21 protein-coding genes are annotated in these 21,398 nt (G+C 60.6%); 16 read left to right on the top strand and 5 right to left on the bottom strand.

Going from position 1 to position 21,398, the window contains the following annotated elements; all coding sequences use genetic code 11:
• The first annotated feature begins 129 nt into the window (after nucleotides 1-129).
• The 12 genes from iolE to ACZ89E_RS09255 all read left to right on the top strand — a co-directional run bounded on the left by iolE (nucleotide 130) and on the right by ACZ89E_RS09255 (nucleotide 14,707).
• Nucleotides 130-1,023 (top strand): myo-inosose-2 dehydratase, encoded by an 894-nt coding sequence (gene iolE, locus ACZ89E_RS09310; RefSeq protein WP_476255441.1) that lies wholly within the window; start codon nucleotides 130-132, stop codon nucleotides 1,021-1,023.
• The gene (gene iolB / locus ACZ89E_RS09305; RefSeq protein WP_149658389.1) at nucleotides 1,020-1,829 is read left to right on the top strand and encodes a 5-deoxy-glucuronate isomerase; all 810 of its coding nucleotides are present in this window, start codon (nucleotides 1,020-1,022) and stop codon (nucleotides 1,827-1,829) included. The genes iolE and iolB overlap by 4 nt, the downstream gene beginning before the upstream one ends.
• A gap of 29 nt (nucleotides 1,830-1,858) precedes the next feature.
• Nucleotides 1,859-3,361: a CoA-acylating methylmalonate-semialdehyde dehydrogenase gene (locus ACZ89E_RS09300; RefSeq protein ID WP_476255440.1), complete on the top strand. Its 1,503-nt coding sequence runs from the start codon at nucleotides 1,859-1,861 to the stop codon at nucleotides 3,359-3,361.
• 23 nt (nucleotides 3,362-3,384) lie between these two features.
• Entirely contained in the window at nucleotides 3,385-4,206 is an 822-nt protein-coding gene (locus tag ACZ89E_RS09295; protein WP_476255439.1) for a TIM barrel protein, read from the top strand.
• Between the two features lie 11 nt (nucleotides 4,207-4,217).
• Complete coding sequence (gene iolD / locus ACZ89E_RS09290; RefSeq protein WP_476255438.1) at nucleotides 4,218-6,149, top strand: 3D-(3,5/4)-trihydroxycyclohexane-1,2-dione acylhydrolase (decyclizing); 1,932 nt, start codon at nucleotides 4,218-4,220, stop codon at nucleotides 6,147-6,149.
• A gap of 41 nt (nucleotides 6,150-6,190) precedes the next feature.
• Nucleotides 6,191-7,201 carry a bifunctional inositol 2-dehydrogenase/D-chiro-inositol 1-dehydrogenase gene (iolG, locus tag ACZ89E_RS09285; RefSeq protein WP_348132388.1) on the top strand — a complete coding sequence of 337 codons (1,011 nt, stop codon included), beginning with the start codon at nucleotides 6,191-6,193 and terminating at the stop codon, nucleotides 7,199-7,201.
• Between the two features lie 128 nt (nucleotides 7,202-7,329).
• A complete protein-coding gene (locus ACZ89E_RS09280) occupies nucleotides 7,330-8,382 on the top strand; it encodes a Gfo/Idh/MocA family protein (protein ID WP_476255437.1) in 1,053 nt (350 codons plus the stop codon).
• 146 nt (nucleotides 8,383-8,528) lie between these two features.
• Entirely contained in the window at nucleotides 8,529-9,455 is a 927-nt protein-coding gene (locus ACZ89E_RS09275; protein WP_149658384.1) for a sugar ABC transporter substrate-binding protein, read from the top strand.
• Between the two features lie 70 nt (nucleotides 9,456-9,525).
• Complete coding sequence (locus ACZ89E_RS09270) at nucleotides 9,526-11,094, top strand: sugar ABC transporter ATP-binding protein (protein WP_463260397.1); 1,569 nt, start codon at nucleotides 9,526-9,528, stop codon at nucleotides 11,092-11,094.
• Nucleotides 11,095-11,151: 57 nt separating this feature from the next.
• Complete coding sequence (locus tag ACZ89E_RS09265; protein ID WP_054052830.1) at nucleotides 11,152-12,174, top strand: ABC transporter permease; 1,023 nt, start codon at nucleotides 11,152-11,154, stop codon at nucleotides 12,172-12,174.
• Between the two features lie 327 nt (nucleotides 12,175-12,501).
• On the top strand, nucleotides 12,502-12,906 hold the full coding sequence (locus tag ACZ89E_RS09260; RefSeq protein WP_007907888.1) for a TraR/DksA family transcriptional regulator: 405 nt from the start codon (nucleotides 12,502-12,504) through the stop codon (nucleotides 12,904-12,906).
• Between the two features lie 196 nt (nucleotides 12,907-13,102).
• A complete protein-coding gene (locus ACZ89E_RS09255) occupies nucleotides 13,103-14,707 on the top strand; it encodes a methyl-accepting chemotaxis protein (protein WP_476255436.1) in 1,605 nt (534 codons plus the stop codon).
• Nucleotides 14,708-14,933: 226 nt separating this feature from the next.
• Here ACZ89E_RS09255 and ACZ89E_RS09250 read toward each other — a convergent pair whose 3' ends face one another.
• The 3 genes from ACZ89E_RS09250 to ACZ89E_RS09240 all read right to left on the bottom strand — a co-directional run bounded on the left by ACZ89E_RS09250 (nucleotide 14,934) and on the right by ACZ89E_RS09240 (nucleotide 15,942).
• A complete protein-coding gene (locus ACZ89E_RS09250; protein ID WP_054052826.1) occupies nucleotides 14,934-15,173 on the bottom strand; it encodes a DUF2789 domain-containing protein in 240 nt (79 codons plus the stop codon).
• 130 nt (nucleotides 15,174-15,303) lie between these two features.
• Nucleotides 15,304-15,534 (bottom strand): hypothetical protein, encoded by a 231-nt coding sequence (locus ACZ89E_RS09245; protein ID WP_149658380.1) that lies wholly within the window; start codon nucleotides 15,532-15,534, stop codon nucleotides 15,304-15,306.
• 159 nt (nucleotides 15,535-15,693) lie between these two features.
• Nucleotides 15,694-15,942, bottom strand: coding sequence for a hypothetical protein (locus tag ACZ89E_RS09240; protein WP_463260398.1), 249 nt, complete (start codon nucleotides 15,940-15,942; stop codon nucleotides 15,694-15,696).
• A 408-nt stretch (nucleotides 15,943-16,350) separates the two neighbouring features.
• On the opposite strand from ACZ89E_RS09240, the gene ACZ89E_RS09235 reads away from it, so the two are divergent.
• From ACZ89E_RS09235 to ACZ89E_RS09225, 3 genes are all read left to right on the top strand, one after another.
• Nucleotides 16,351-16,821 carry a hypothetical protein gene (locus tag ACZ89E_RS09235; protein ID WP_149658378.1) on the top strand — a complete coding sequence of 157 codons (471 nt, stop codon included), beginning with the start codon at nucleotides 16,351-16,353 and terminating at the stop codon, nucleotides 16,819-16,821.
• On the top strand, nucleotides 16,821-17,024 hold the full coding sequence (locus tag ACZ89E_RS09230) for a hypothetical protein (RefSeq protein ID WP_149658377.1): 204 nt from the start codon (nucleotides 16,821-16,823) through the stop codon (nucleotides 17,022-17,024). The genes ACZ89E_RS09235 and ACZ89E_RS09230 overlap by 1 nt, the downstream gene beginning before the upstream one ends.
• Nucleotides 17,025-17,152: 128 nt before the next feature.
• Nucleotides 17,153-18,169: an ABC transporter substrate-binding protein gene (locus ACZ89E_RS09225; protein ID WP_463260399.1), complete on the top strand. Its 1,017-nt coding sequence runs from the start codon at nucleotides 17,153-17,155 to the stop codon at nucleotides 18,167-18,169.
• A gap of 88 nt (nucleotides 18,170-18,257) precedes the next feature.
• Here the strand turns inward: ACZ89E_RS09225 and ACZ89E_RS09220 are convergent, their stop codons facing one another.
• Together ACZ89E_RS09220 and ACZ89E_RS09215 are read right to left on the bottom strand one after the other, a co-directional pair.
• Nucleotides 18,258-20,390, bottom strand: coding sequence for a TonB-dependent receptor (locus tag ACZ89E_RS09220; RefSeq protein ID WP_463260400.1), 2,133 nt, complete (start codon nucleotides 20,388-20,390; stop codon nucleotides 18,258-18,260).
• Nucleotides 20,391-20,478: 88 nt separating this feature from the next.
• Complete coding sequence (locus ACZ89E_RS09215; protein WP_149658374.1) at nucleotides 20,479-20,865, bottom strand: DUF2946 domain-containing protein; 387 nt, start codon at nucleotides 20,863-20,865, stop codon at nucleotides 20,479-20,481.
• Between the two features lie 95 nt (nucleotides 20,866-20,960).
• Here ACZ89E_RS09215 and ACZ89E_RS09210 point away from each other — a divergent pair, with 95 nt between their 5' ends.
• Nucleotides 20,961-21,398, top strand: a complete 438-nt coding sequence (locus ACZ89E_RS09210; RefSeq protein ID WP_149658373.1) for a DUF3995 domain-containing protein — start codon at nucleotides 20,961-20,963, stop codon at nucleotides 21,396-21,398.

Below are 21,398 nucleotides of genomic sequence, written 5' to 3'. Positions count from 1 at the left end.
GAGCGCGAAGCGGTCCCAAAATAGCGAGTGCTCCGCACTCGAACGGGGGCAAGCCCCCTCGCCACAAAAGCTCAGCCAGTCACAATTAATCGGTTGAACATTTTAGAAAAAACAATAAAAGGTGCAGCCATGCCCGCTATTCGAATTGGCATCAACCCGATCTCCTGGAGCAACGATGACCTGCCGTCCCTCGGTGGCGAGACGCCGCTGAGCACCGCGTTGAGCGAAGGCAAGGAAATCGGCTACGAAGGTTTCGAACTCAACGGTAAATTCCCCAAGGATGCCAAAGGCGTCGGTGACGTGCTGCGGCCTTACGACCTGGCGCTGGTCTCCGGCTGGTACTCCAGCCGTCTGGCCCGCCGCTCCGTGGCCGAGGAAATCGACGCCATCGGCAGCCATGTCGAGCTGCTGGCGAAGAACGGCGCCAAAGTGCTGGTGTACGGCGAAGTCGCTGACTCGATTCAAGGCCAGCGCATTCCACTGGTGGAACGCCCGCGTTTCCACACCGAGCAAGCGTGGCAGGAATACGCCGACAAACTCACCGAACTGGCGCGTTTTACCCTGTCCCAAGGCGTACGCCTGGCGTATCACCACCACATGGGCGCCTACGTCGAATCCCCGGCGGACATCGACAAGTTGATGGCGCTGACCGGCAGCGAAGTCGGCCTGTTGTTCGATTCGGGCCACTGCTACATGGGTGGCGGCGAACCGTTGCAGGTGCTGCGCAAACACATCGAGCGCATCTGCCACGTACATTTCAAGGACGTGCGCAAACCGGTGGTGCAACTGGCGCGCAACAACCTGTGGAGCTTCCCGGACTGCATCATCAACGGCACCTTCACCGTGCCGGGGGATGGCGATATCGATTTTGGCGCCATGCTCGACGTGCTGTTGGCCGCCGATTACCACGGCTGGTTGGTGGTTGAAGCCGAGCAGGACCCGGCGGTCGCACCGAGCTACATCTACGCCAAGAAAGGCTTCGACACCTTGCGTACGTTGCTCGATGAGAGGATTGGATTATGAGCCTGCTGGTCAAAAGCAATGCCCGTGGCCGGACCATGGTCGAGCTGCGCAAAGGGGAGTTGGAATACGTCGGTTTCGCCGCGTATCGCTTGAGCCTCGGCGAAACCTTGCCGGTGGCTGCGGGCGATAAGGAACTGTGCCTGGTGCTGCTCAGCGGTCGCGTCAGCCTCAAGGGCGAAGCGCCGGGGCAGGGCGCGTTCGATTGGGACAACATTGGCGAGCGCCAATCGGTGTTCGAAGACAAATCTCCGTTCGCCGCGTACCTGCCGCCCGGCAGCCAGGCCCAAGTCACCGCCCTCAGCGACGTGCAAATCGCCGTGTGCGCTGCGCCCGGTTCGGCCGCCAACAACCTCGGCCCACGCCTGATCAAACCCGAGTCAATGAAGCGCAGTGTGCGCGGCAAGGGCGCCAACACGCGCTACGTCTGCGACATCCTGCCGGACACCGAGCCCGCCCATTCGCTATTGGTGGTGGAAGTGCGCACGCCGTCCGGGCATTCGTCGAGCTACCCGCCGCACAAGCACGACACCGACGACCTGCCGCACCAAAGCTTTCTCGAAGAAACCTATTACCACCAGATCAACCCGCCCCAGGGCTTCGTGTTCCAGCGGGTCTACACCGATGACCGCAGCATCGATCAGGCCATGGCCGTGGAAAACAGCGACTTGGTGGTGGTGCCCAAGGGGTACCACCCGGTCAGCGTGCCGTACGGCTACGAGTCGTATTACCTGAACGTGATGGCCGGGCCGAAACGCGTCTGGCAGTTCCACAACGATCCGCAGCATAGCTGGCTCCTGGATCTCTAATTCCAACACTTGCACGGAGAACAAGAACAATGAGCAACGCCCCGGTCATCGGCCATTACATCAGCGGCCAAGTGCAGGACAGCGGCAGCGAACGCTTCAGCAACGTGTTCAACCCAGCCACCGGTGCGGTGCAGGCGCGGGTCGGATTGGCCAGCGAGAAGACCGTCGACGAAGCCGTGGCCTCGGCCCTGAAAGCCTTCCCGGCGTGGTCCGAGCAATCCTCCCTGCGTCGCTCCCGGGTGATGTTCAAGTTCAAGGAACTGCTCGACCGCCACCACGATGAGCTGGCCGAAATCATCAGTCGCGAACACGGCAAAGTGTTCTCCGACGCCAAGGGTGAAGTGACTCGCGGCATCGAGATCGTCGAGTACGCCTGCGGTGCGCCGAACCTGCTAAAAACCGAATTCAGCGACAACATCGGCGGCGGCATCGACAACTGGAACCTGCGTCAGCCTCTGGGCGTGTGTGCCGGGGTCACGCCGTTCAACTTCCCGGTGATGGTGCCGCTGTGGATGATCCCGCTGGCACTGGTCACCGGTAACTGCTTCATCCTCAAGCCCTCCGAGCGCGATCCATCGGCCAGTTTGCTCATGGCCCGTTTGCTCACCGAAGCCGGGTTGCCGGACGGTGTGTTCAACGTGGTCCAGGGCGACAAAGTGGCGGTGGACGCGTTGCTGCAACACCCGGACATCGAGGCGATTTCTTTTGTCGGTTCGACGCCGATTGCCGAGTACATCCACCAGCAAGGCACCGCTCGCGGCAAGCGAGTGCAGGCGCTGGGCGGGGCGAAGAACCACATGATCGTCATGCCTGATGCCGATCTGGATCAAGCCGCCGACGCGCTGATCGGCGCCGCTTACGGCTCGGCCGGCGAGCGCTGCATGGCGATTTCGATTGCCGTGGCGGTGGGGGATGTCGGCGATCAGTTGATTGCCAAGTTGCTGCCGCGTATCGACCAACTGAAAGTCGGTAACGGCCTGCAGGGCGACAGCGACATGGGGCCGCTGGTCACTGCCGAGCACAAGGCCAAGGTCGAAGGCTTTATCGGCGAAGGCGTGGCCCAGGGCGCGCAACTGATCGTTGATGGCCGCAACTTCAAGGTGCCGGGGGCCGAGAACGGTTTCTTCGTCGGCGCGACGCTGTTCGATAACGTCACGACCGAGATGAGCATCTACCAGCAAGAAATCTTCGGGCCGGTGCTGGGCATCGTTCGCGTCCCGGATTTCGCCAGCGCCGTGGCCTTGATCAACGCCCACGAGTTCGGCAACGGCGTGTCGTGCTTCACCAGTGACGGCGGCATCGCCCGCGCATTTGCCCGCACCATCAAGGTCGGCATGGTCGGCATCAACGTGCCGATCCCGGTGCCGATGGCCTGGCACTCGTTCGGCGGCTGGAAGCGCTCGCTGTTTGGCGACCACCATGCCTACGGCGAAGAAGGCATTCGTTTCTACAGCCGCTACAAAAGCGTGATGCAGCGCTGGCCCGACAGCATCGCCAAGGGTCCTGAATTCAGCATGCCAACCGCCAAATAATTCACCTGCGGAGAACAACAATAATGAGCAAGCCCCTGCGTTTCGCCCTGAACCGTATGGTCGCCCCCCGTTTGTCCCTGCCGGCGTTCATTGAGCTGGCGGTGACCCTCAAGGCCGACGCCATCGAGATCCGCAACGACCTCAAAGGCGTCGAAATCGAAGACGACACCGCGCCTGAAACGGTGCGTGAGTTGTGCGCGGCCAAAGGCATCACCGTGCTGTCGATCAACGCGTTGTATCCGTTTGATGTGTGGAATGACGAGCGCCGTGTGCAGGCCTTGAAGCTTGCCGCGTATGCCCGGGATTGCGGTGCCCAAGGGCTGGTGATGTGCCCGTTGAATGATCGCGCCGATCCGCGCAATGAAGCCGAACGGGTTTCGGGTTTGCGTACGGCGTTGACTGAACTGGCGCCGATCCTGCGCGATCACGGCATTCTCGGGTTCATTGAACCGCTGGGGTTTGAAGAGTGCTCGCTGCGACGTAAACGTCCGGCGGTGGACGCGATCAAGGCCATCGGTGGGCTGGATGTGTTCCGGCTGGTGCACGACACCTTTCACCATCACCTCGCCAGCGAGCAGGCGTTTTTCCCTGAACTGACCGGGCTGGTGCATATCTCCGGGGTCGAGGATGCCGAAGCGCCGCTCAACAGCATCCGCGACGGCCATCGGGTACTGGTGGGCGAGGGCGACATTCTCGGCAATGCGGCGCAGATCGAGACGTTGCTCGCCAGCGGTTACGAGGGCTACCTGTCGTTCGAACCCTTTGCTGACAGCGTGCATGGCCTGGCGGATATCGAACAGGCGATCGGCGCGAGCATGAGCCACCTGCAAAAATCTTTGGCCTGAAAGGGGCGCACATGACCACTACAAGACTGACCATGGCCCAGGCCCTGGTGAAATTCCTCGATAACCAGTACATCGAGGTCGATGGGGTCCAGAGCAAATTCGTCGCCGGGATCTTCACCATTTTCGGCCACGGCAACGTGCTCGGTCTGGGCCAGGCCCTGGAGCAGGACAGCGGCGACCTGATCGTGCATCAGGGCCGCAACGAACAAGGCATGGCCCACGCCGCCATCGGGTTCGCCAAGCAACACCTGCGGCGCAAGATCTACGCCTGCTCCTCATCGGTCGGCCCCGGCGCCGCGAACATGATCACCGCTGCGGCCACCGCCACCGCCAACCGCATTCCATTGCTCCTGCTGCCCGGCGATGTCTACGCCTGCCGCCAACCGGACCCGGTGCTGCAGCAGATCGAGCAGTTCCACGACCTGAGCATCAGCACCAACGATGCCTTCAAGGCCGTGAGCAAATACTGGGACCGCATCAACCGTCCCGAGCAACTGATGACCGCGGCGATCCACGCCATGCGCGTGCTCACCGACCCCGCCGAAACCGGCGCGGTGACCCTGGCCTTGCCGCAAGACGTGCAAGCCGAGGCCTACGACTACCCGGATTATTTCCTGCAAAAACGCGTGCACCGCATCGAGCGGCGTCCGGCTACTGAAGCGATGATTGGCGATGCGCTGGCGCTGTTCAAAGGCAAGCGCAAGCCGCTGATTATTTGTGGCGGCGGGGTGCGTTACTCCGGAGCCAATGCGGCGTTGCAGGCGTTTGCCGAACGCTTCGACATTCCCTTCGCGGAAACCCAGGCCGGCAAGAGTGCGGTGGTGTCCAGCCATCCGCTGAACGTCGGCGGCATTGGCGAAACCGGTTGCCTGGCGGCGAATCTGCTGGCCAAGGACGCTGATTTGATCATTGGCATCGGCACCCGCTACAGCGACTTCACCACCGCGTCGAAATCCTTGTTCCAGCATCCGGACGTGCAATTTCTCAACCTCAATATCAGCCCCTGCGATGCGCTGAAACTCGACGGCGTGCAACTGCTGGCCGACGCAAAAACCGGTCTGCTGGCCCTGGCCGATGCATTGGGCGACTACCGCTCGAGCTGGGGCGATCAACCGCGCCAGGCCAAGGCGCAACTGGACGAAGAAGTCGACCGTATCTATCAGGTCGACTACCAGGCCAAGGATTTCGTCCCGGAAATCAACGACCACATGGACCCGGCCGTGCTGCGCGAATTCATCGAACTGACCGGTTCCTGCCTGACCCAGAGCCGCGTGCTCGGGGTGCTCAACGAAACCCTGGCCGACGACGCGGTGATCGTCGCCGCCGCCGGCAGCCTGCCCGGCGACTTGCAACGCAGTTGGCGCAGCAAGGGCGTGAACACTTACCACGTCGAGTACGGCTATTCCTGCATGGGCTACGAAGTGAACGCTGCACTGGGTGTGAAACTCGCCGAGCCGGATCGCGAGGTCTATGCGCTGGTCGGCGATGGCTCCTACATGATGCTGCACTCGGAACTGGCGACCTCGATTCAGGAGCGGCGCAAGATCAACGTGGTGCTGCTGGACAACATGACCTTCGGCTGCATCAACAACCTGCAAATGGAACACGGCATGGACAGCTTCGGCACCGAGTTCCGCTTCCGTAATCCGGAAACCGGCAAGCTCGATGGCGGCTTCGTGCCGGTGGATTTCGCCATGAGCGCGGCGGCTTATGGCTGCAAGACTTACAAAGTGAACACCGTTGCAGAGCTGCAAGCAGCGTTGGCGGATGCGCGGTTGCAGACGGTCTCGACGCTGATCGATATCAAGGTTTTGCCCAAGACCATGATTCACAAATACCTGTCGTGGTGGCGAGTCGGCGTGGCGCAGGTTTCCACCAGTGCGCGTACCGATGCCGTGGCCAAGACCCTGAATGAACGACTGGCGAAGGCTCGTCAGTACTGATTGCCCCTGAAACCAACAACAATTTTTCGCAGGAGTTTTTTATGTCTTTGAAGCTTGGAGTGATTGGCACCGGGGCCATCGGCCAGGACCATATCCGTCGTTGTAGCCAGACCTTGCTCAATAGTCAGGTGGTTGCCGTCACCGACATCAACTTGCAGCAAGCGGCGAAAGTCGTGTCCGACCTGAAGCTGACCGCCGAGGTCTACCCCGATGGTCACGCGCTGATCAAAGCGCCGGAAGTCGAGGCGATCCTCGTCACCTCCTGGGGCCCGAGCCACGAAGAGTTTGTGCTGGCGGCCATTGCCGCGGGCAAACCGGTGTTCTGCGAAAAGCCCCTGGCGGTCACTGCTGAAGGCTGCCGCAAGATCGTCGAGGCCGAAGTGGCCCACGGCAAACGCCTGGTGCAGGTCGGTTTCATGCGCCCGTACGACGAAGGTTATCGCGCCCTCAAAGCAGTGATCGACAGCGGCCAGATCGGCGAACCGCTGATGCTGCACTGCGCCCACCGCAACCCGACCGTGGGCGAAAACTACAAGACCGACATGGCCATCACCGACACCCTGATCCATGAACTGGACGTGCTGCGCTGGTTGCTCGACGACGACTACGTTTCGGTGCAAGTGGTGTTTCCACGCAAATCCAGCAAAGCCCTCGCGCATTTGAAAGACCCGCAAATCGTCCTGCTGGAAACGGCCAAGGGCACGCGGATCGACGTGGAGGTTTTCGTCAATTGCCAGTACGGCTACGACATCCAGTGCGAAGTGGTGGGGGAGACCGGCATTGCCAAGTTGCCGGAGCCGCAACAGGTGCAATTGCGCAGTGGCGCGAAATTGTCGAATGCGATTCTGATGGACTGGAAGGATCGGTTTATTGCCGCGTATGACGTTGAACTTCAGGCCTTCATTGATGGTGTTCGCGCAGGCCAGGTGGGCGGTCCATCAGCATGGGACGGCTTCGCCGCCGCCGTCGCGGCAGACGCGTGCATCGAAGCCCAGAACAACGGCCAGATCGTCAAAGTCAGCCTGCCAGACCGCCCACACTTCTACGGCTAACCGCTGATCGTTCCCACGCTCTGCGTGGGAATGAATCCCGGGACGCTCCGCGTCCCAAGAGCGGACGCAGAGCGTCCATGGCGGCATTCCCACGCAGAGCGTGGGAACGATCAAGAAGGAGTTGAATCATGCGTATCGGACTTGTCGGTTACGGCCATGGCGGCCGGTTTTTCCATGCTCCGCTGCTCAGCAGCCTGCCGGGCGCCACGTTCGTGGGCGTGGTCACCCGTTCCCCGGAGCGCCGCCAGTTGCTGGCCACCGAACACCCCAACGTGCCGGCCTTCGACAGCATCGGCCAACTGGTGGAAGCCGGGATCGACGTGCTGGTGGTGTCCACGCCGCTCAAGGGTCGCCCGGCGCTGGTGCTCGATGGCATCGAGCACGGCGTGGCGGTGGTCAGCGACAAACCGTTCGCCGCCGATGCGCAACAGGCGCAGACCCTGATCACCATGGCCGAGCGCCAGGGCGTGCGGCTCAGCGTCTACCAGAACCGGCGTTGGGATTCGGACTTCCTCACGGTGCGCAAACTCATCGAGTCCGGCGCGCTGGGGCAGGTCACTCGCTTCGAATCGCGGATCGAACGCTACTCGCCGCACGCGGTGAACAACGGCAGCGGCGGCGGTTTCCTGCGCGACCTCGGCAGCCACTTGGTGGATCAGGCGTTGTTGCTGTTCGGCCCGGTCACCAAGGTCTACGCCGAATTGGAGTACCTGGAAAAAGGCCAGGCCTTCGACAACGGCTTCTTTATGTCCCTGACCCACGCCAGCGGTGTGATTTCACACTTGGGCGGCAGTTGCCTGCAAAACACCCCCGGCCCCCGCTTTCGAGTCACCGGCACCCAGGGCTGCTACAGCGTCGATGGGCTGGACGGGCAGGAGGCCCTGGCGCTTGCCGGGCTCTCACCAAAATCCGAAGGTGAACGCTGGGGCGTCGAGGAACACCGGAACTGGGGCTGGTTCGAACAAGGCGAGGTGCGCGAGCGCGTTCCCTCCGAACGTGGCTGCTGGAACCAGTTCTATTTACAGCTACAAACCGCGTTACAGAGCGGTGGCCCACTGCCGGTCGAGGCCCGTGATGCACTGGCGACCACCCGTGTTCTGGACGCTGCACGCTTGAGTGCCGAGCGCCGGCAAGTGGTGGATTTGGGCCTGTTCGACCACCGTGGAATAAAATCAGAATAAAATTCTAAAATGAGTTGATATAGAAATTATATTCCAATAGAGTCATTTCCAGCGACCTGCCTCGCGCCACGTTTCACTGTTATCTGCTCACTGAAATCGTCACGCCATATCCATAAAACCAACAAGAATGTGGAGAAAGACTTTTCATGAAGACCCAGATCCGTTTCACCGCCCTTGCTCTCTCCCTGATGTTCACCAGCGGCGCTGCTTTGGCCGATATGAAGATCGGCGTGAGCATGTCCCAGTTCGACGACACCTGGCTGACCTACCTGCGCGAATCCATGGACAAGAAAGCCAAGTCCTACCCCGACGGCGTGCAGCTGCAATTCGAAGATGCCCGCAGCGACGTGGTCAAGCAGCTCAGCCAGGTCGAAAGCTTCATCAGCCAGAAAGTCGATGCCATCGTGGTCAACCCGGTGGACACCGCCGCCACCCGAAAAATCACCGAAGCCGCCGTCAAGGCTGGCATTCCGCTGGTCTACGTCAACCGCCGCCCGGATGACCTGAAACTGCCTAAAGGCGTGGTCACCGTGGCGTCCAATGACATGGAGGCCGGCGAGATGCAGATGCAATACCTGGCCGACAAAATGGGCGGCAAGGGTGACATCGTGATTCTGCTCGGCGACCTGGCCAACAATTCCACCACCAACCGCACCAAAGGCGTCAAAGAGGTGCTGGCCAAGTACCCGAACATCAAGGTCGAGCAAGAGCAAACCGGTATCTGGCTGCGTGACAAGGGCATGACCCTGGTCAACGACTGGCTGACCCAGGGCCGCAAGTTTGACGCGGTGGTGGCCAACAACGACGAAATGGCGATTGGCGCCGCGATGGCCCTGAATCAGGCCGGGGTCGACAAAGGCACGGTGCTGATCGCCGGGGTCGACGGTACGCCGGATGGCTTGAACGCGATCAAGAAAGGCAACATGACGGTCTCGGTGTTCCAGGACGCGAAAGGTCAGGCCGACGGTTCCATCGACACCGCCGTGAAAATGGCCAAGAACGAACCCGTGGAACAGAACGTCTGGGTGCCGTACCGCCTGATCACCCCGCAAAACGTCGACACCTTCAAATAGCTCGTCCGCTCAATAACAACAATAAGCACGCAAGGTGGCCACCGCGACCTTGCTGATGGAGTACCTGATCATGTTCGCTTCAGCGACTGCTTCGAGCGCCACCCCGTTGGCGGGGATCCAGCCAACCGCAACACCTGTCGATGAGCCGTACCTGCTGGAGATCATCAACGTCAGCAAGGGTTTTCCCGGTGTGATTGCCTTGTCCGATGTGCAGCTGCGGGTGCGCCCCGGCTCGGTACTGGCCCTGATGGGCGAGAACGGCGCGGGCAAATCGACCCTGATGAAAATCATCGCCGGCATCTACCAGCCGGACGCCGGCGAACTGCGCCTTCGCGGGCAGAAAGTGGTGTTCGAAACACCTCTGGCGGCACTCCAGGCCGGGATCGCGATGATCCACCAGGAACTCAACCTGATGCCGCACATGAGCATCGCCGAGAACATCTGGATCGGCCGCGAGCAGCTCAATGGCCTGCACATGGTCGATCACCGGGAAATGCACCGCTGCACCGCCGCGCTGCTGGAACGTCTGCGCATCAACCTCGATCCGGAAGAGCAGGTCGGCAACCTGAGCATCGCCGAACGGCAGATGGTCGAGATCGCCAAAGCCGTGTCCTACGACTCCGACATCCTGATCATGGACGAACCGACCTCGGCCATCACCGACAAGGAAGTCGCGCACCTGTTCTCGATCATTGCCGACCTGAAAAGCCAGGGCAAAGGCATCATCTACATCACCCATAAAATGAACGAAGTGTTCGCCATCGCCGATGAAGTGGCGGTGTTCCGCGACGGCGCCTACATCGGCCTGCAACGGGCCGACAGCATGGACGGCGACAGCCTGATTTCGATGATGGTCGGGCGCGAGTTGAGCCAGTTGTTCCCGGTGCGCGAGAAGCCGATTGGCGATCTGCTGCTGTCGGTGCGCGACCTGAAACTGGACGGCATTTTCAAAGGCGTGTCCTTCGACCTGCATGCCGGGGAGATCCTTGGGCTCGCCGGGTTGATGGGCTCCGGGCGGACCAACGTTGCCGAAGCGATTTTCGGCATCACGCCCAGCGACGGCGGCGAGATTCGCCTCGATGGCCAGGTGGTGCGCATCACCGATCCGCACATGGCCATCGAGAAGGGCTTTGCGCTATTGACCGAGGATCGCAAGCTCAGCGGCCTGTTCCCGTGCCTGTCGGTGCTGGAAAACATGGAAATGGCCGTGCTGCCGCATTACGCCGGCCACGGTTTCATCCAGCAAAAAGCCCTGCGGGTGCTGTGCGAAGACATGTGCAAGAAGCTGCGGGTCAAGACCCCGTCGCTTGAGCAGTGCATCGACACCTTGTCCGGCGGCAACCAGCAGAAAGCCCTGCTCGCGCGCTGGCTGATGACCAATCCACGGATCCTGATTCTCGACGAGCCGACCCGTGGCATCGATGTCGGCGCCAAGGCCGAAATCTATCGGCTGATCTCCTACCTCGCCAGCGAAGGCATGGCGGTGATCATGATTTCCTCGGAGCTGCCGGAAGTGCTCGGCATGAGCGACCGGGTGATGGTCATGCACGAGGGCGACCTGATGGGCACCCTCGACCGCAGCGAAGCGACCCAGGAACGGGTGATGCAATTGGCCTCGGGTATGTCCGCGGTTCACTAATTGATGCCGGCGCTGGCTGCGGTCAGCGCGGGCGACGCGATAGAAGGGTGATGGGTTATGAACGCGATACTGGAAAACAAGCCAGCAACGGCACCGACCAAGAGTCGTCGGCGCTTTCCGACCGAGTTGAGCATCTTCCTGGTGCTGATCGGGATCGGCCTGGTGTTTGAGGTGTTTGGCTGGATCGTGCGCGACCAGAGCTTCCTGATGAACTCCCAGCGCCTGGTGCTGATGATCCTGCAAGTGTCGATCATTGGTCTGCTGGCCATCGGCGTGACCCAGGTGATCATCACCACCGGTATCGACCTGTCCTCGGGTTCAGTGCTGGCGCTGTCGGCGATGATTGCCGCCAGCCTGGCCCAGACCTCGGATTTCGCCCGGGCGGTGTTTCCATCCCTGACTGACTTGCCTGTGTGGATCCCGGTGATTGCCGGGCTCGGGGTCGGGCTGCTGGCGGGGGCGATCAACGGCAGCATCATTGCGGTTACCGGGATCCCCCCGTTCATTGCCACCCTCGGCATGATGGTCTCGGCCCGTGGTCTGGCGCGCTACTACACCGAAGGCCAACCGGTGAGCATGCTGTCCGATTCCTACACCGCCATCGGCCACGGCGCGATGCCGGTGATCATCTTCCTGGTGGTGGCGGTGATCTTCCACATCGCCCTGCGCTACACCAAGTACGGCAAATACACCTACGCCATCGGCGGCAACATGCAGGCGGCGCGCACCTCCGGGATCAACGTCAAACGGCATCTGGTGATCGTCTACAGCATCGCCGGGTTGCTCGCAGGCCTGGCCGGCGTGGTGGCCTCGGCCCGTGCCGCGACCGGGCAGGCCGGGATGGGCATGTCCTATGAACTGGATGCGATTGCCGCCGCCGTGATCGGCGGCACCAGCCTGGCGGGTGGCGTCGGGCGCATTACCGGCACTGTGATCGGCGCGCTGATCCTCGGCGTCATGGCCAGCGGCTTTACCTTTGTCGGGGTCGATGCGTATATCCAGGACATCATCAAGGGCTTGATTATTGTGGTGGCGGTGGTCATCGACCAGTACCGCAACAAGCGCAAACTCAAGCGCTGAAGTCGAAACAACTCGCAAAATGCGCCACGCCTGACCCGCGTGGCGCTGCCGTTTGTCTTCTATATACAGCCGCTGGACTGAATTTCTTGCTATAAACGCACTCCGATAACCACCACAACGACTGCCATAGAGCACTTTCCGGGTGTTGTCGGACAAATTCGCTGTCTTTTCAGTTGCTGAGGCCTCAAGTCGGCCTTAGACTGCCGCCCCTCGTAAATTGAGTGCCGGGTGGCGCTTGGAATAAATGGCGCCTTTGCGACGGACGAACGAGGTTCGGCGCAACGCTCCCTAATTCGCCTTAATGCACGTTTTTTTATAGAGATATCAATGACAAAGGACAAGTTGCTGGCCATGCCGGCGGATGACTACATGAATGCCGAGCAACATGCTTTTTTCTCCGAGCTGTTGCAGAACATGAAAGTCGAAACCCACGAGCGCATCGAACAGAACCGCATCGCCATCGAAAGCCTGGACACCCCGGCTGACCCGGCCGACGCGGCTTCCGTTGAAGAAGAGCGCACCTGGCTGGTCAATGCGATCGATCGCGACCAGCGCATGCTGCCTCAGTTGGAACAAGCTCTGGAACGCATCAAAGAAGACAGCTTCGGCTGGTGCGATGACAGCGGCGAGGCCATCGGCCTCAAACGCCTGCTGATCAGCCCGACCACCAAGTACTGCATCGAAGCTCAAGAGCGTCACGAACAGATCGACAAGCACCAGCGTCAGGCCTGATTCCGTAGCGCCCCCATCGCGGGCAAGCCTCGCTCCTGTAGGAGCAAGGCTTGCCCGCGATGCTTTTTGCCGTCCGCAAAACCCCTGCACTTCTATTGACCTGCTGCAAGATCCACGACTAACGGACCATAGATAATGGCTCATTAGTGGCGTTTAATGCAGTCACAACAAATAGAAGACGCATGGGGTGACGAAGATGACGAGAGACGGATCTCTGGTTGGGGCAATACCTGCGCCCGTGCCAGCGGCGAAGAACCTTTGGCTGACGCCGACCTTGCAAAGCATCGCCCTGGTGCTGTTGCTCTGCGGCATGTCCCTGGGCGGCGCCTCGCTTTATATCGGCCTGCCCGTGGCCGTGCTGATTGTCTGGTTGCCGCGCTTGCGCTCGCGCGCGATTCCCGATTCAACCCCTGCGGACAACGCCAGCGCCATCGCCGAGCTGACCCGCGACCTTTCCTACACCACCAGTCACAACGCGCTGTCCGCCGCTGGCGTGGCCTTTTCGGTCAAGCAACTGGCGGAGAAGGTGCAATCGCAACTCGACGCGGCCAAGCGGATCGTCAGCAACGCCCAAGTGATGATCAGCACCGAGCAGGCAACGTCGACCCTCAGCCGCGAAGCCTTGAGCGCGGCCAGCGAGGCCCATCAAAGCAGTGCCGCCGGGCGCACCGAACTGATCGAGTCGATTGCGCGCATGCACCAGCTCAGTCAGCGCGCCAGTAACAGCCGTGAGCTGATCGAAGCCTTGAGCTTGCGCAGTGACGATATTCAGCGGGTCACGATGGTGATTCAATCCATCGCCAGCCAGACCAACCTGTTGGCACTCAATGCCGCCATCGAAGCCGCCCGGGCCGGGGAACACGGTCGCGGGTTTGCGGTGGTGGCCGATGAAGTTCGTGGCCTGGCCGCGCGCACGGCGACGGCAACGGGTGAAGTCGGGGAGATGGTCGCCGACATCCACCAGCGCACCGCGCAAGTGGTGGAACAGATCCGCCAGCTTTCCAGTGATCTGGACATTGGCGTCGCACAGGTGGAACACACCGGCCAGCATCTGGAAAACATCGCCCGCCTGGCGGCCGGCGTGGAAAATCAGGTCGGAGAAATCGCCCGGGGCGCGGAAACCAACCGCGAGCAACTGGACAGTCTGTTCCATGCCATCGAACAGATGCGCAGCGACCTGGCGATCAGTGACCAGCAAACCCAACGTCTGGCCCAGGCTGCCGTGCAGATGGAAGGCCAGGCCGAAACCATCAGCGAACGCCTGGCCGAAGTCGGGCTGGACGACTACCACCAACGGATTTATGACCTGGCCCGTGAAGGGGCGAGCCAGATTGCTGCGCGCTTCGAAGCGGATATCGATCAGGGCCGCGTCAGCCTCGACGACCTGTTCGATCGCAATTACCAGGCGATTCCCAACACCAGCCCGGCCAAGTTCCAGACCCGTTTCGACCGTTACACCGATCAGGTGCTGCCGCCGATCCAGGAGCCATTGCTACCGCGGCATGAGGGCTTGGTGTTTGCCATCGCTTGTACGCAGCAGGGCTATGTGCCGACTCATAACACCGTGTTCAGTCAGCCATTGACCGGGGATGCGCAGGTTGACGCCATGCAGAACCGCACCAAGCGCAAGTTTGCCGATCGCACGGGTATTCGTTGCGGTAGCCATCAGCAACCGGTGTTGTTGCAGACCTACACCCGCGACACCGGCGAGTTGATGCACGATTTGTCGGTGCCGATCACGGTCAAGGGCCGGCATTGGGGTGGATTGCGGTTGGGCTATAAACCGGAACAACCGCGCTAACTCATAGTGGTGGCCTGGAGGACTTTTGTGGCGAGGGGGGCTTGTCGGAATGCCGCATTACCCCGTTCGGCTGCGAAGCAGTCGTTGATCCAGGCAACTCGGTTTACCCGACAGATTGCAGGGGGGCGCTTCGCGACCCAACGGGGGCGAGCCCCCTCGCCACAGGCAAGCCCTCTTGCCACAAGCAAGCCTCCTCGCCACAGGAAAGGAACTCGAGACTTGCGGGCTAGTGAACCTGGTGCATGCGCAAGTTCAAGTCATCCACCACCCGCGCCCAATCCGCGTCTTCACGCAGTTGTTCTTTCAGGAACCCGGCTTGTTGCGGGGTCCAGAACTCGGCGTCAATCAGTTTCTTGTCGTCGGGAAGCGGTGAGTGGCTGGCGATGAAGTCGTCGATGGCCTTTTCGCTGGAGTCCAGGCCGAGCTGGTCGAACAAACCTTTCAAGTCGTGGGTCGGTGAATCCATGTTCATCTCCTTGCGGGTCGCGTCGAGTGCGAGATCTGAGGGGCGGCTTCACTGCATCTGAGGGGGCCGCGCGTCAGGAGTTCGATTGCGATGGTTCAAAGCAGGGGAGAGCATAGACGGCAATGCGGGATCAGGCTTTCAGGGCGCCGTCATCGACCGCCAGCTTCAGGGCCTTGGCGGCGTCCTGGGCGGCGATGGCCGCGACATCGGAGGTTTTGAACCAGCGATCCTTCTCGACCTGGTGGTAGGTCACGGTGGTCAAGGGTGGTTTGGCGCGCATGACAATGACAGCCTGGAATTCGCCTTCGACCTCTCTGGCTTCGCCCCGGATAAAAAATTCGCCGATATCAAATTCCGTCACGTAGCTGCCTTCCCTTGGAAATGTTCTGGTGTATTGAACGCCGTCCGCCGAGGGGCCGGAATTCATGGGGCGTGCAGTATGGCAGTAGTTGTCGGCCGACGGCTGAGTTAAGTCGTCGGCGTGACGAAACGTCATTGGCGATAAATACAATGATCGACGTCAGGTGTGCGCCGCCAGTGCGCGGGCGAGGGCGCAGGCGTCGTTATGGTCAGTGCGGAAACCTCTTACACGACCGGTGGAAGTTTCCTTGATATGGAAGAAAGACTTGCCGGCCGGTACAACCTGAAAGCGCGGCAGGGCAAGCGCCTGATCGGGCAGGGCATAGGCTTGAAACACCGTCGAATGCAGGGAGGCAGGGCTGTTTGCGTGAAGTGTGGAGTGATTTGTAAAGTGGGTCATCGTGCACATAAGAAGTCCTTTTCGTGTGTTAACCGACGTGTGTCCGTTGTTTTGAGTAGTCTCGACGAGCATCGCTGCTCTAGAATCGCCATCACTGGTTGGCGATTGGCATCCATCTAAAGCAATTTTTTACCGGCGATATGTCGGAAAAGTGCTTTTCTTAGTGAGAATTTTCCCTAAAGTCAGTAGTCCGCTTTTTCTGGCCGCGAGAAGGGCTTTTTCCTTCAACGTTTGGCGAACGTCTGGGGGGACGGCGCGGGTGACAATCCAGTAATCTCACTTACCTCGCGATGGATGAGCGCTCAGCTCAGCTCAGGATTTCAACCCGGCTCATTCGGCAACCCTTCGCCATGGCCATTTTTTCTGCTGTGCGTTTTTCCTGCGTACAGCATCATTTTCAGATGTGGGGATGTTTCCTTGGCAGTAAGTAATCTTGATATGCACGCATTGTTCGTTCTGGGTGATTTGCGGGCAAAGTTGGTTAAGCAGTTTCAGTCCCGTTTTGTCTATGTCACCGAACAGAATGCCGAAGGCATCTACATTGCCGAAATCGATACCGAAGCCTCGCTTGTTGTGGACGACAAGCCCGGCCTGAAACTCAAGGTCGGCGATCATTTCAGCGCGTCAGTATTGCCCAGTCGCGAAGGCGGCAAGCTGGACATCAAGTTCCGCGAAATCAAACTGACGGTCTACGGCCTGGGCGATTACGCGTTTGTCACCACCGCCGACGGCCACGGCATCGTGTTCAAGGAAGGGCATAGCGTGGTGATGGTGTTCGCCGCCCACCAGCAGTTGCAGGAAGGCCTGACCAAAACCCTCAAGGCAGTCACCGCCAAGGCCGCGAAGTGGCGCAAAGGTGAACTGATCACCTTCAAGGCCAGCGAGTAATGCCCCTGACCCGCGCCGATTTCCATGTGCAGAACCTCGCCAGTGCACAGGTCGAGGCCCAGCGCCTGTTCGACCAGAAGGCGATTCTGCAAGGCGGTTGGCTGACCTGGGTGGCGTCACAGATCTACACCTTGCGCCCGGCGGAGTACGCCAGCATGGTGCGAAGGGAGCTTGCGCGCTTGCAGCAACCTTCTGAAAAGTAATCCCTGTACCTTGCAGCCTCTAAAAAGCAGGAACCTCTACTACAGTCAGTGGACTGAGTATTCAGAGGCTTGCGGTCTTGTCTGTCAGGCCATCCTGCTATTGCTGTGAAAGCACGAGGTGCAAAAGCATGAAAGGACTTCGACGGTTGTTGGCCGCTACCCTGGCCACGTTTGGCTTGTTGGCCGGGCCGACCCCGGTATTCGCCGCCCAGGCGCCGATTCACTTTGCCGACCTGAACTGGGAAAGCGGCAGTCTGATCACCGATATCCTGCGGATCATTGTCGAGAAAGGCTATGGCCTGCCGACCGACACGTTGCCAGGGACTACCATCACCCTGGAGACCGCGCTGGCCAACAATGACATCCAGGTCATTGGCGAAGAGTGGGCCGGGCGCAGTCCGGTGTGGGTCAAGGCCGAGGCCGAAGGCAAGGTCGTGAGCCTGGGCGATACGGTCAAGGGCGCCACCGAAGGCTGGTGGGTGCCGGAATACGTGATCAAGGGCGACCCCGCCAAAGGCATCAAGCCCCTGGCGCCGGACTTGCGCAGTGTCAGCGACCTGCCGCGCTACAAGGACGTCTTCAGAGACCCGGAAAGTCCGGGTAAAGGCCGCTTCCTCAACAGCCCCATCGGCTGGACTTCGGAAGTGGTCAACAAGCAGAAACTCACGGCCTATGGCTTGAGCGACAGTTATGTGAACTTCCGTAGCGGCTCCGGCGCGGCGCTGGATGCGGAGATTGCTTCGTCGATCCGCCGTGGCAAACCGGTGCTGTTCTACTACTGGTCACCGACACCGTTGCTCGGGAAGTTCAAGCTGATCCAGCTGGAAGAGCCGCCGTTCGACGCCGAGGCCTGGAAAACCCTGACCGACGCCGACAACCCGAATCCGAAACCGACCCGCTCCCTGGCGTCCAAGCTGTCGATTGGCGTGTCCACGCCGTTCCAGAAGCAATATCCGCAGATCGCGGCGTTCTTCACCAAGGTCGATTTGCCGATCGAGCCGTTGAACAAGGCCCTGGCGGAAATGAGTGAGAAGCACACGGCGCCGCGCCAGGCGGCCGAGGCTTTCATGAAGGCGCACCCGGACGTGTGGCAGGCGTGGGTGCCGAAGGATGTGGCGGATAAGGTCAGCGCCTCGCTGAATTGAGCGCATACCCTGTAGGCGCATGGCTTGCCCGCGATGGCGATCTCACGGACGTCATCGCGGGCAAGCCTTGCTCCTACAGCAGATGTGTTTAGAACCTTGTTTGTACAGCCAATTCGAAAGTACGCGGCGTGCCCAGGTAATACGCCGGCGAAACATGCGCAAACTCGGCATACACCTCGTTGGTCAGGTTGCGCACCCGGCCGGTGACGGTGGTGTGTTGGTCAACCTTGTAGCTCAAGAAACTGCCAAACAACGTGTATGACGGCACCGTCATGGTGTTGGCGTTGTCGGCAAACACCGACGCCACATACCGCGCATCGACGCCTCCCTGCCATTGCGGCGCAAAGTCATAGGTCAGCCACAGGTTGCCGACCCGGTCCGGCACGTTGGTCGGCGTGTTGCCCTTGCGCGAAACCACCACGCCCGCCGCATTCTTCTCGGTGAACTCGTCGTATTGTGCATCGACCCAGGCGAAGTTGCCTTCGGCCAGTAACTTGTCGGTGATCCTGAAAGACGTCGCCAGTTCGATGCCTTTCGACGTCTGTTGACCCACCGGAATGCTCAACGTCGGATCCAGCGGATCGGTCACCGCGAAATCCTTGCGCTCGATGGTGTACGCCGCCAGCGTCGCCGAGCCGCGACCGTCCAGGTAATCGAACTTGCTGCCGACTTCCCATTGCTTGCCGGTGGACACATCAAAGTCCTGGGTGCCATTGGGTTGTTCGGCGGCGGTGCTGTATTGCACGTAGACGTTGGCTGAAGGTATGAACTGGTAGGTCAGGCCAACCCGCCCGGTGACCGGCTCCCACCTTTGCTTGAGGTGCCGAGGATTGGCGGCGGTTACCGCCCGGTGGTTGGTCACGTCGAGGTCGATGTCGTCGTAACGCAGGCCGGTCAGCAGCGCCAGTTTGTCCGTCAGCGCCAAACGGTTCTCGACGAACAGCGCCTTGGTGGTGACCTCGTTGGTCTTATCGCTGATCAACTTCGGATTGGTGCCAGGGATGTCGTAGAAATGCCCCGGCTGGAAGTTGTTCGGATCGACGCTGCTGGGGCCTTTGACGTTCAGCGGCGAGTTGGTGGTCTGGTTGACCTTGTACTCGAAACCGCCAGACCAGGTGGTGTCCAGCCCCAGCAATGTGTTGTCGTGGCGCAACTCGAACTGGTTGCCGTTCTGCTCGCCCTGATGCCGCACCTGATAGGCCGTGGAGCGGTTCACCGCGCTGTTGTCGGCGTTGTACTGGTAGGTTTCCAGGTTGCGGTAGTCGCGCTGGCTGTCGAGGTGGTACAGGGTGTTGCGCAGGGTGGTGCTGTCGTTGATCCGGTAGTCGATGATTGAGCGCACCCAGATTGTGCGTTGCTCATAGCGGCCATCCTCGACGTTGTAGTTATTGAAGCGGTTGTGTTTGTCGATCTTCAACTCGCCAGCCTTGGGGTTGAGCACAGGCGTGCCCCAATAAGGACTGTCCTCGTGTTCGTCCTGGTACTCCAGGGCCAAGGTGTGGGACAGATTGGGCGTCAAATCGCTGAGCAACGAGAACGCCACGCTCCAGGCATCGCGCTCCTGACGGTCGATGTAGCCGTTGCTGGTGTTGTGGCTGACGTCGAGTCGCGCATAGTGCTGCACGTCCGCCCCAGCCTCGCTGAGGGCGTGGTTGAGGCCGAATGCGGTCTCGGTGGTGTCGTAACTGCCGTAGCTGACCCGGCCTTCGACGGCTTGCTCCTCGCGAGTCGCCAGTTTGGTCACGTAGTTCAGCGAACCGCCCACGGAGCCGGCGCCATTGATCAATGACGATGGGCCGCCGATCAGTTCGACCCGATCATAAATCCACGCGTCCACCGGGCGCGCCAGGCCGCCCGATACGTTGATGCCATTGAACATCTGGGTGATCTGGCTGCTGGTGAAACCGCGATAGGACACGAAACCGCCGAACCCCGGCGGTGCGCTGGCGTTGACACCGGGCAAGGTGTTGGCGGCGTCCTGGAAGTTCTGCGCGCCGTGGCGCTCGATGTCATTGCGGTTGGCGATGGCCACCGAGGCCGGCGTGTCCCGCACACTCAAGCCCAGGCGTGAGGCCATGCCGCTGGATTGATCGAGGCTCAGGCCCGGTTCGTTGCCGGCTTCACCGTCAATGGTGATCGGCGCCAGGTCGATGGTGGATTGCGCCCAGGTGTTAGCGGACAGGCAGCCGAACAGGCTCGCCAAAAGAGGAAGATGTTTCATCGATGAATCCCGAATGCTTGACTAGGAAACAGCGCACAGGCAAACGCCACGCGTTAGCGCAGTGGGCTGATCGGTAAAGGCAAAAAACTCAGGCGAAAGGCGGGGCGCGGGGATTGGCCGAAGGCCAGGTGTAGCGGGCGGGGAGGTCAAGGCTGGCAACCACGGCCAGCGGCGGACTGTGCTGTTGCGGCAGGATCGCCAGGGTCAGGCTGGAATTGAGCGCCGGGCCCATGCCGCCGGTGGAACACAGAGGGCAGCCAAACGCCTTGGACAGGGTCGGCAGCTTGTCTTCGGAGGTGTTCGATGAGACCGGGGCCCGGGTGGCCGGATCGACGGCGCAGAACTGGCCGCCGAGGCCATTGAGCTGCATCCCGACCATCTGCCCGTGACCGATACTGCAGGCGAACACGTTGAACAGGACGCAGCAATAAAGCATCCAGGCTATCAACGTGCGATCGGTTCGGGCGAATTTCATGGAGCGGCACTTTACCACCACCGATGAAATTTACCCTTACAAAAATGCTCGATGAAGTTCATCCTGCTGCGACATTTCACGCTGGATGTCTGAATATGAGCCTAATGGTCGCGCAATGGATTGCTGCAATCTTCCTGTTGATCAGTCTGATTCATCTGTACTGGGCGGCAGGTGGCAAGTTGGGAAGCGAGGCGGCGGTGCCGCGCGTGCCCGGGGAGGGCGGAGGGGAATCAACGCCCGCGTTCAAGCCTTCGGGCTTTACCACGTTGCTGGTGGCGGTAGGTTTGCTGCTGATTGCGATGCTGGTGTGTTTGCGGGTCGGCCTGTATTTGCCGACGGTGCAGCATTGGTCGCTGCAATGGGTGATCAGCGCGGTTGCGATGCTGATGTTTGCCCGGGCGATTGGTGATTCGAACCTGATGGGGTTCTTCAAGCAGGTCAAGGGTTCCACGTTTGCCCGGCTCGATACCTGGGCGTATTCGCCGTTGTGTGTGGTGTTGGGGGCGGGGTTGCTCGCCGTGGCCTGGATTTAA

Source organism: Pseudomonas sp. TE3899 (assembly GCF_056279105.1).
The sequence above is the reverse complement of the archived record's forward strand: the minus strand, read 5'-3'. Positions and strand labels throughout refer to the sequence as shown.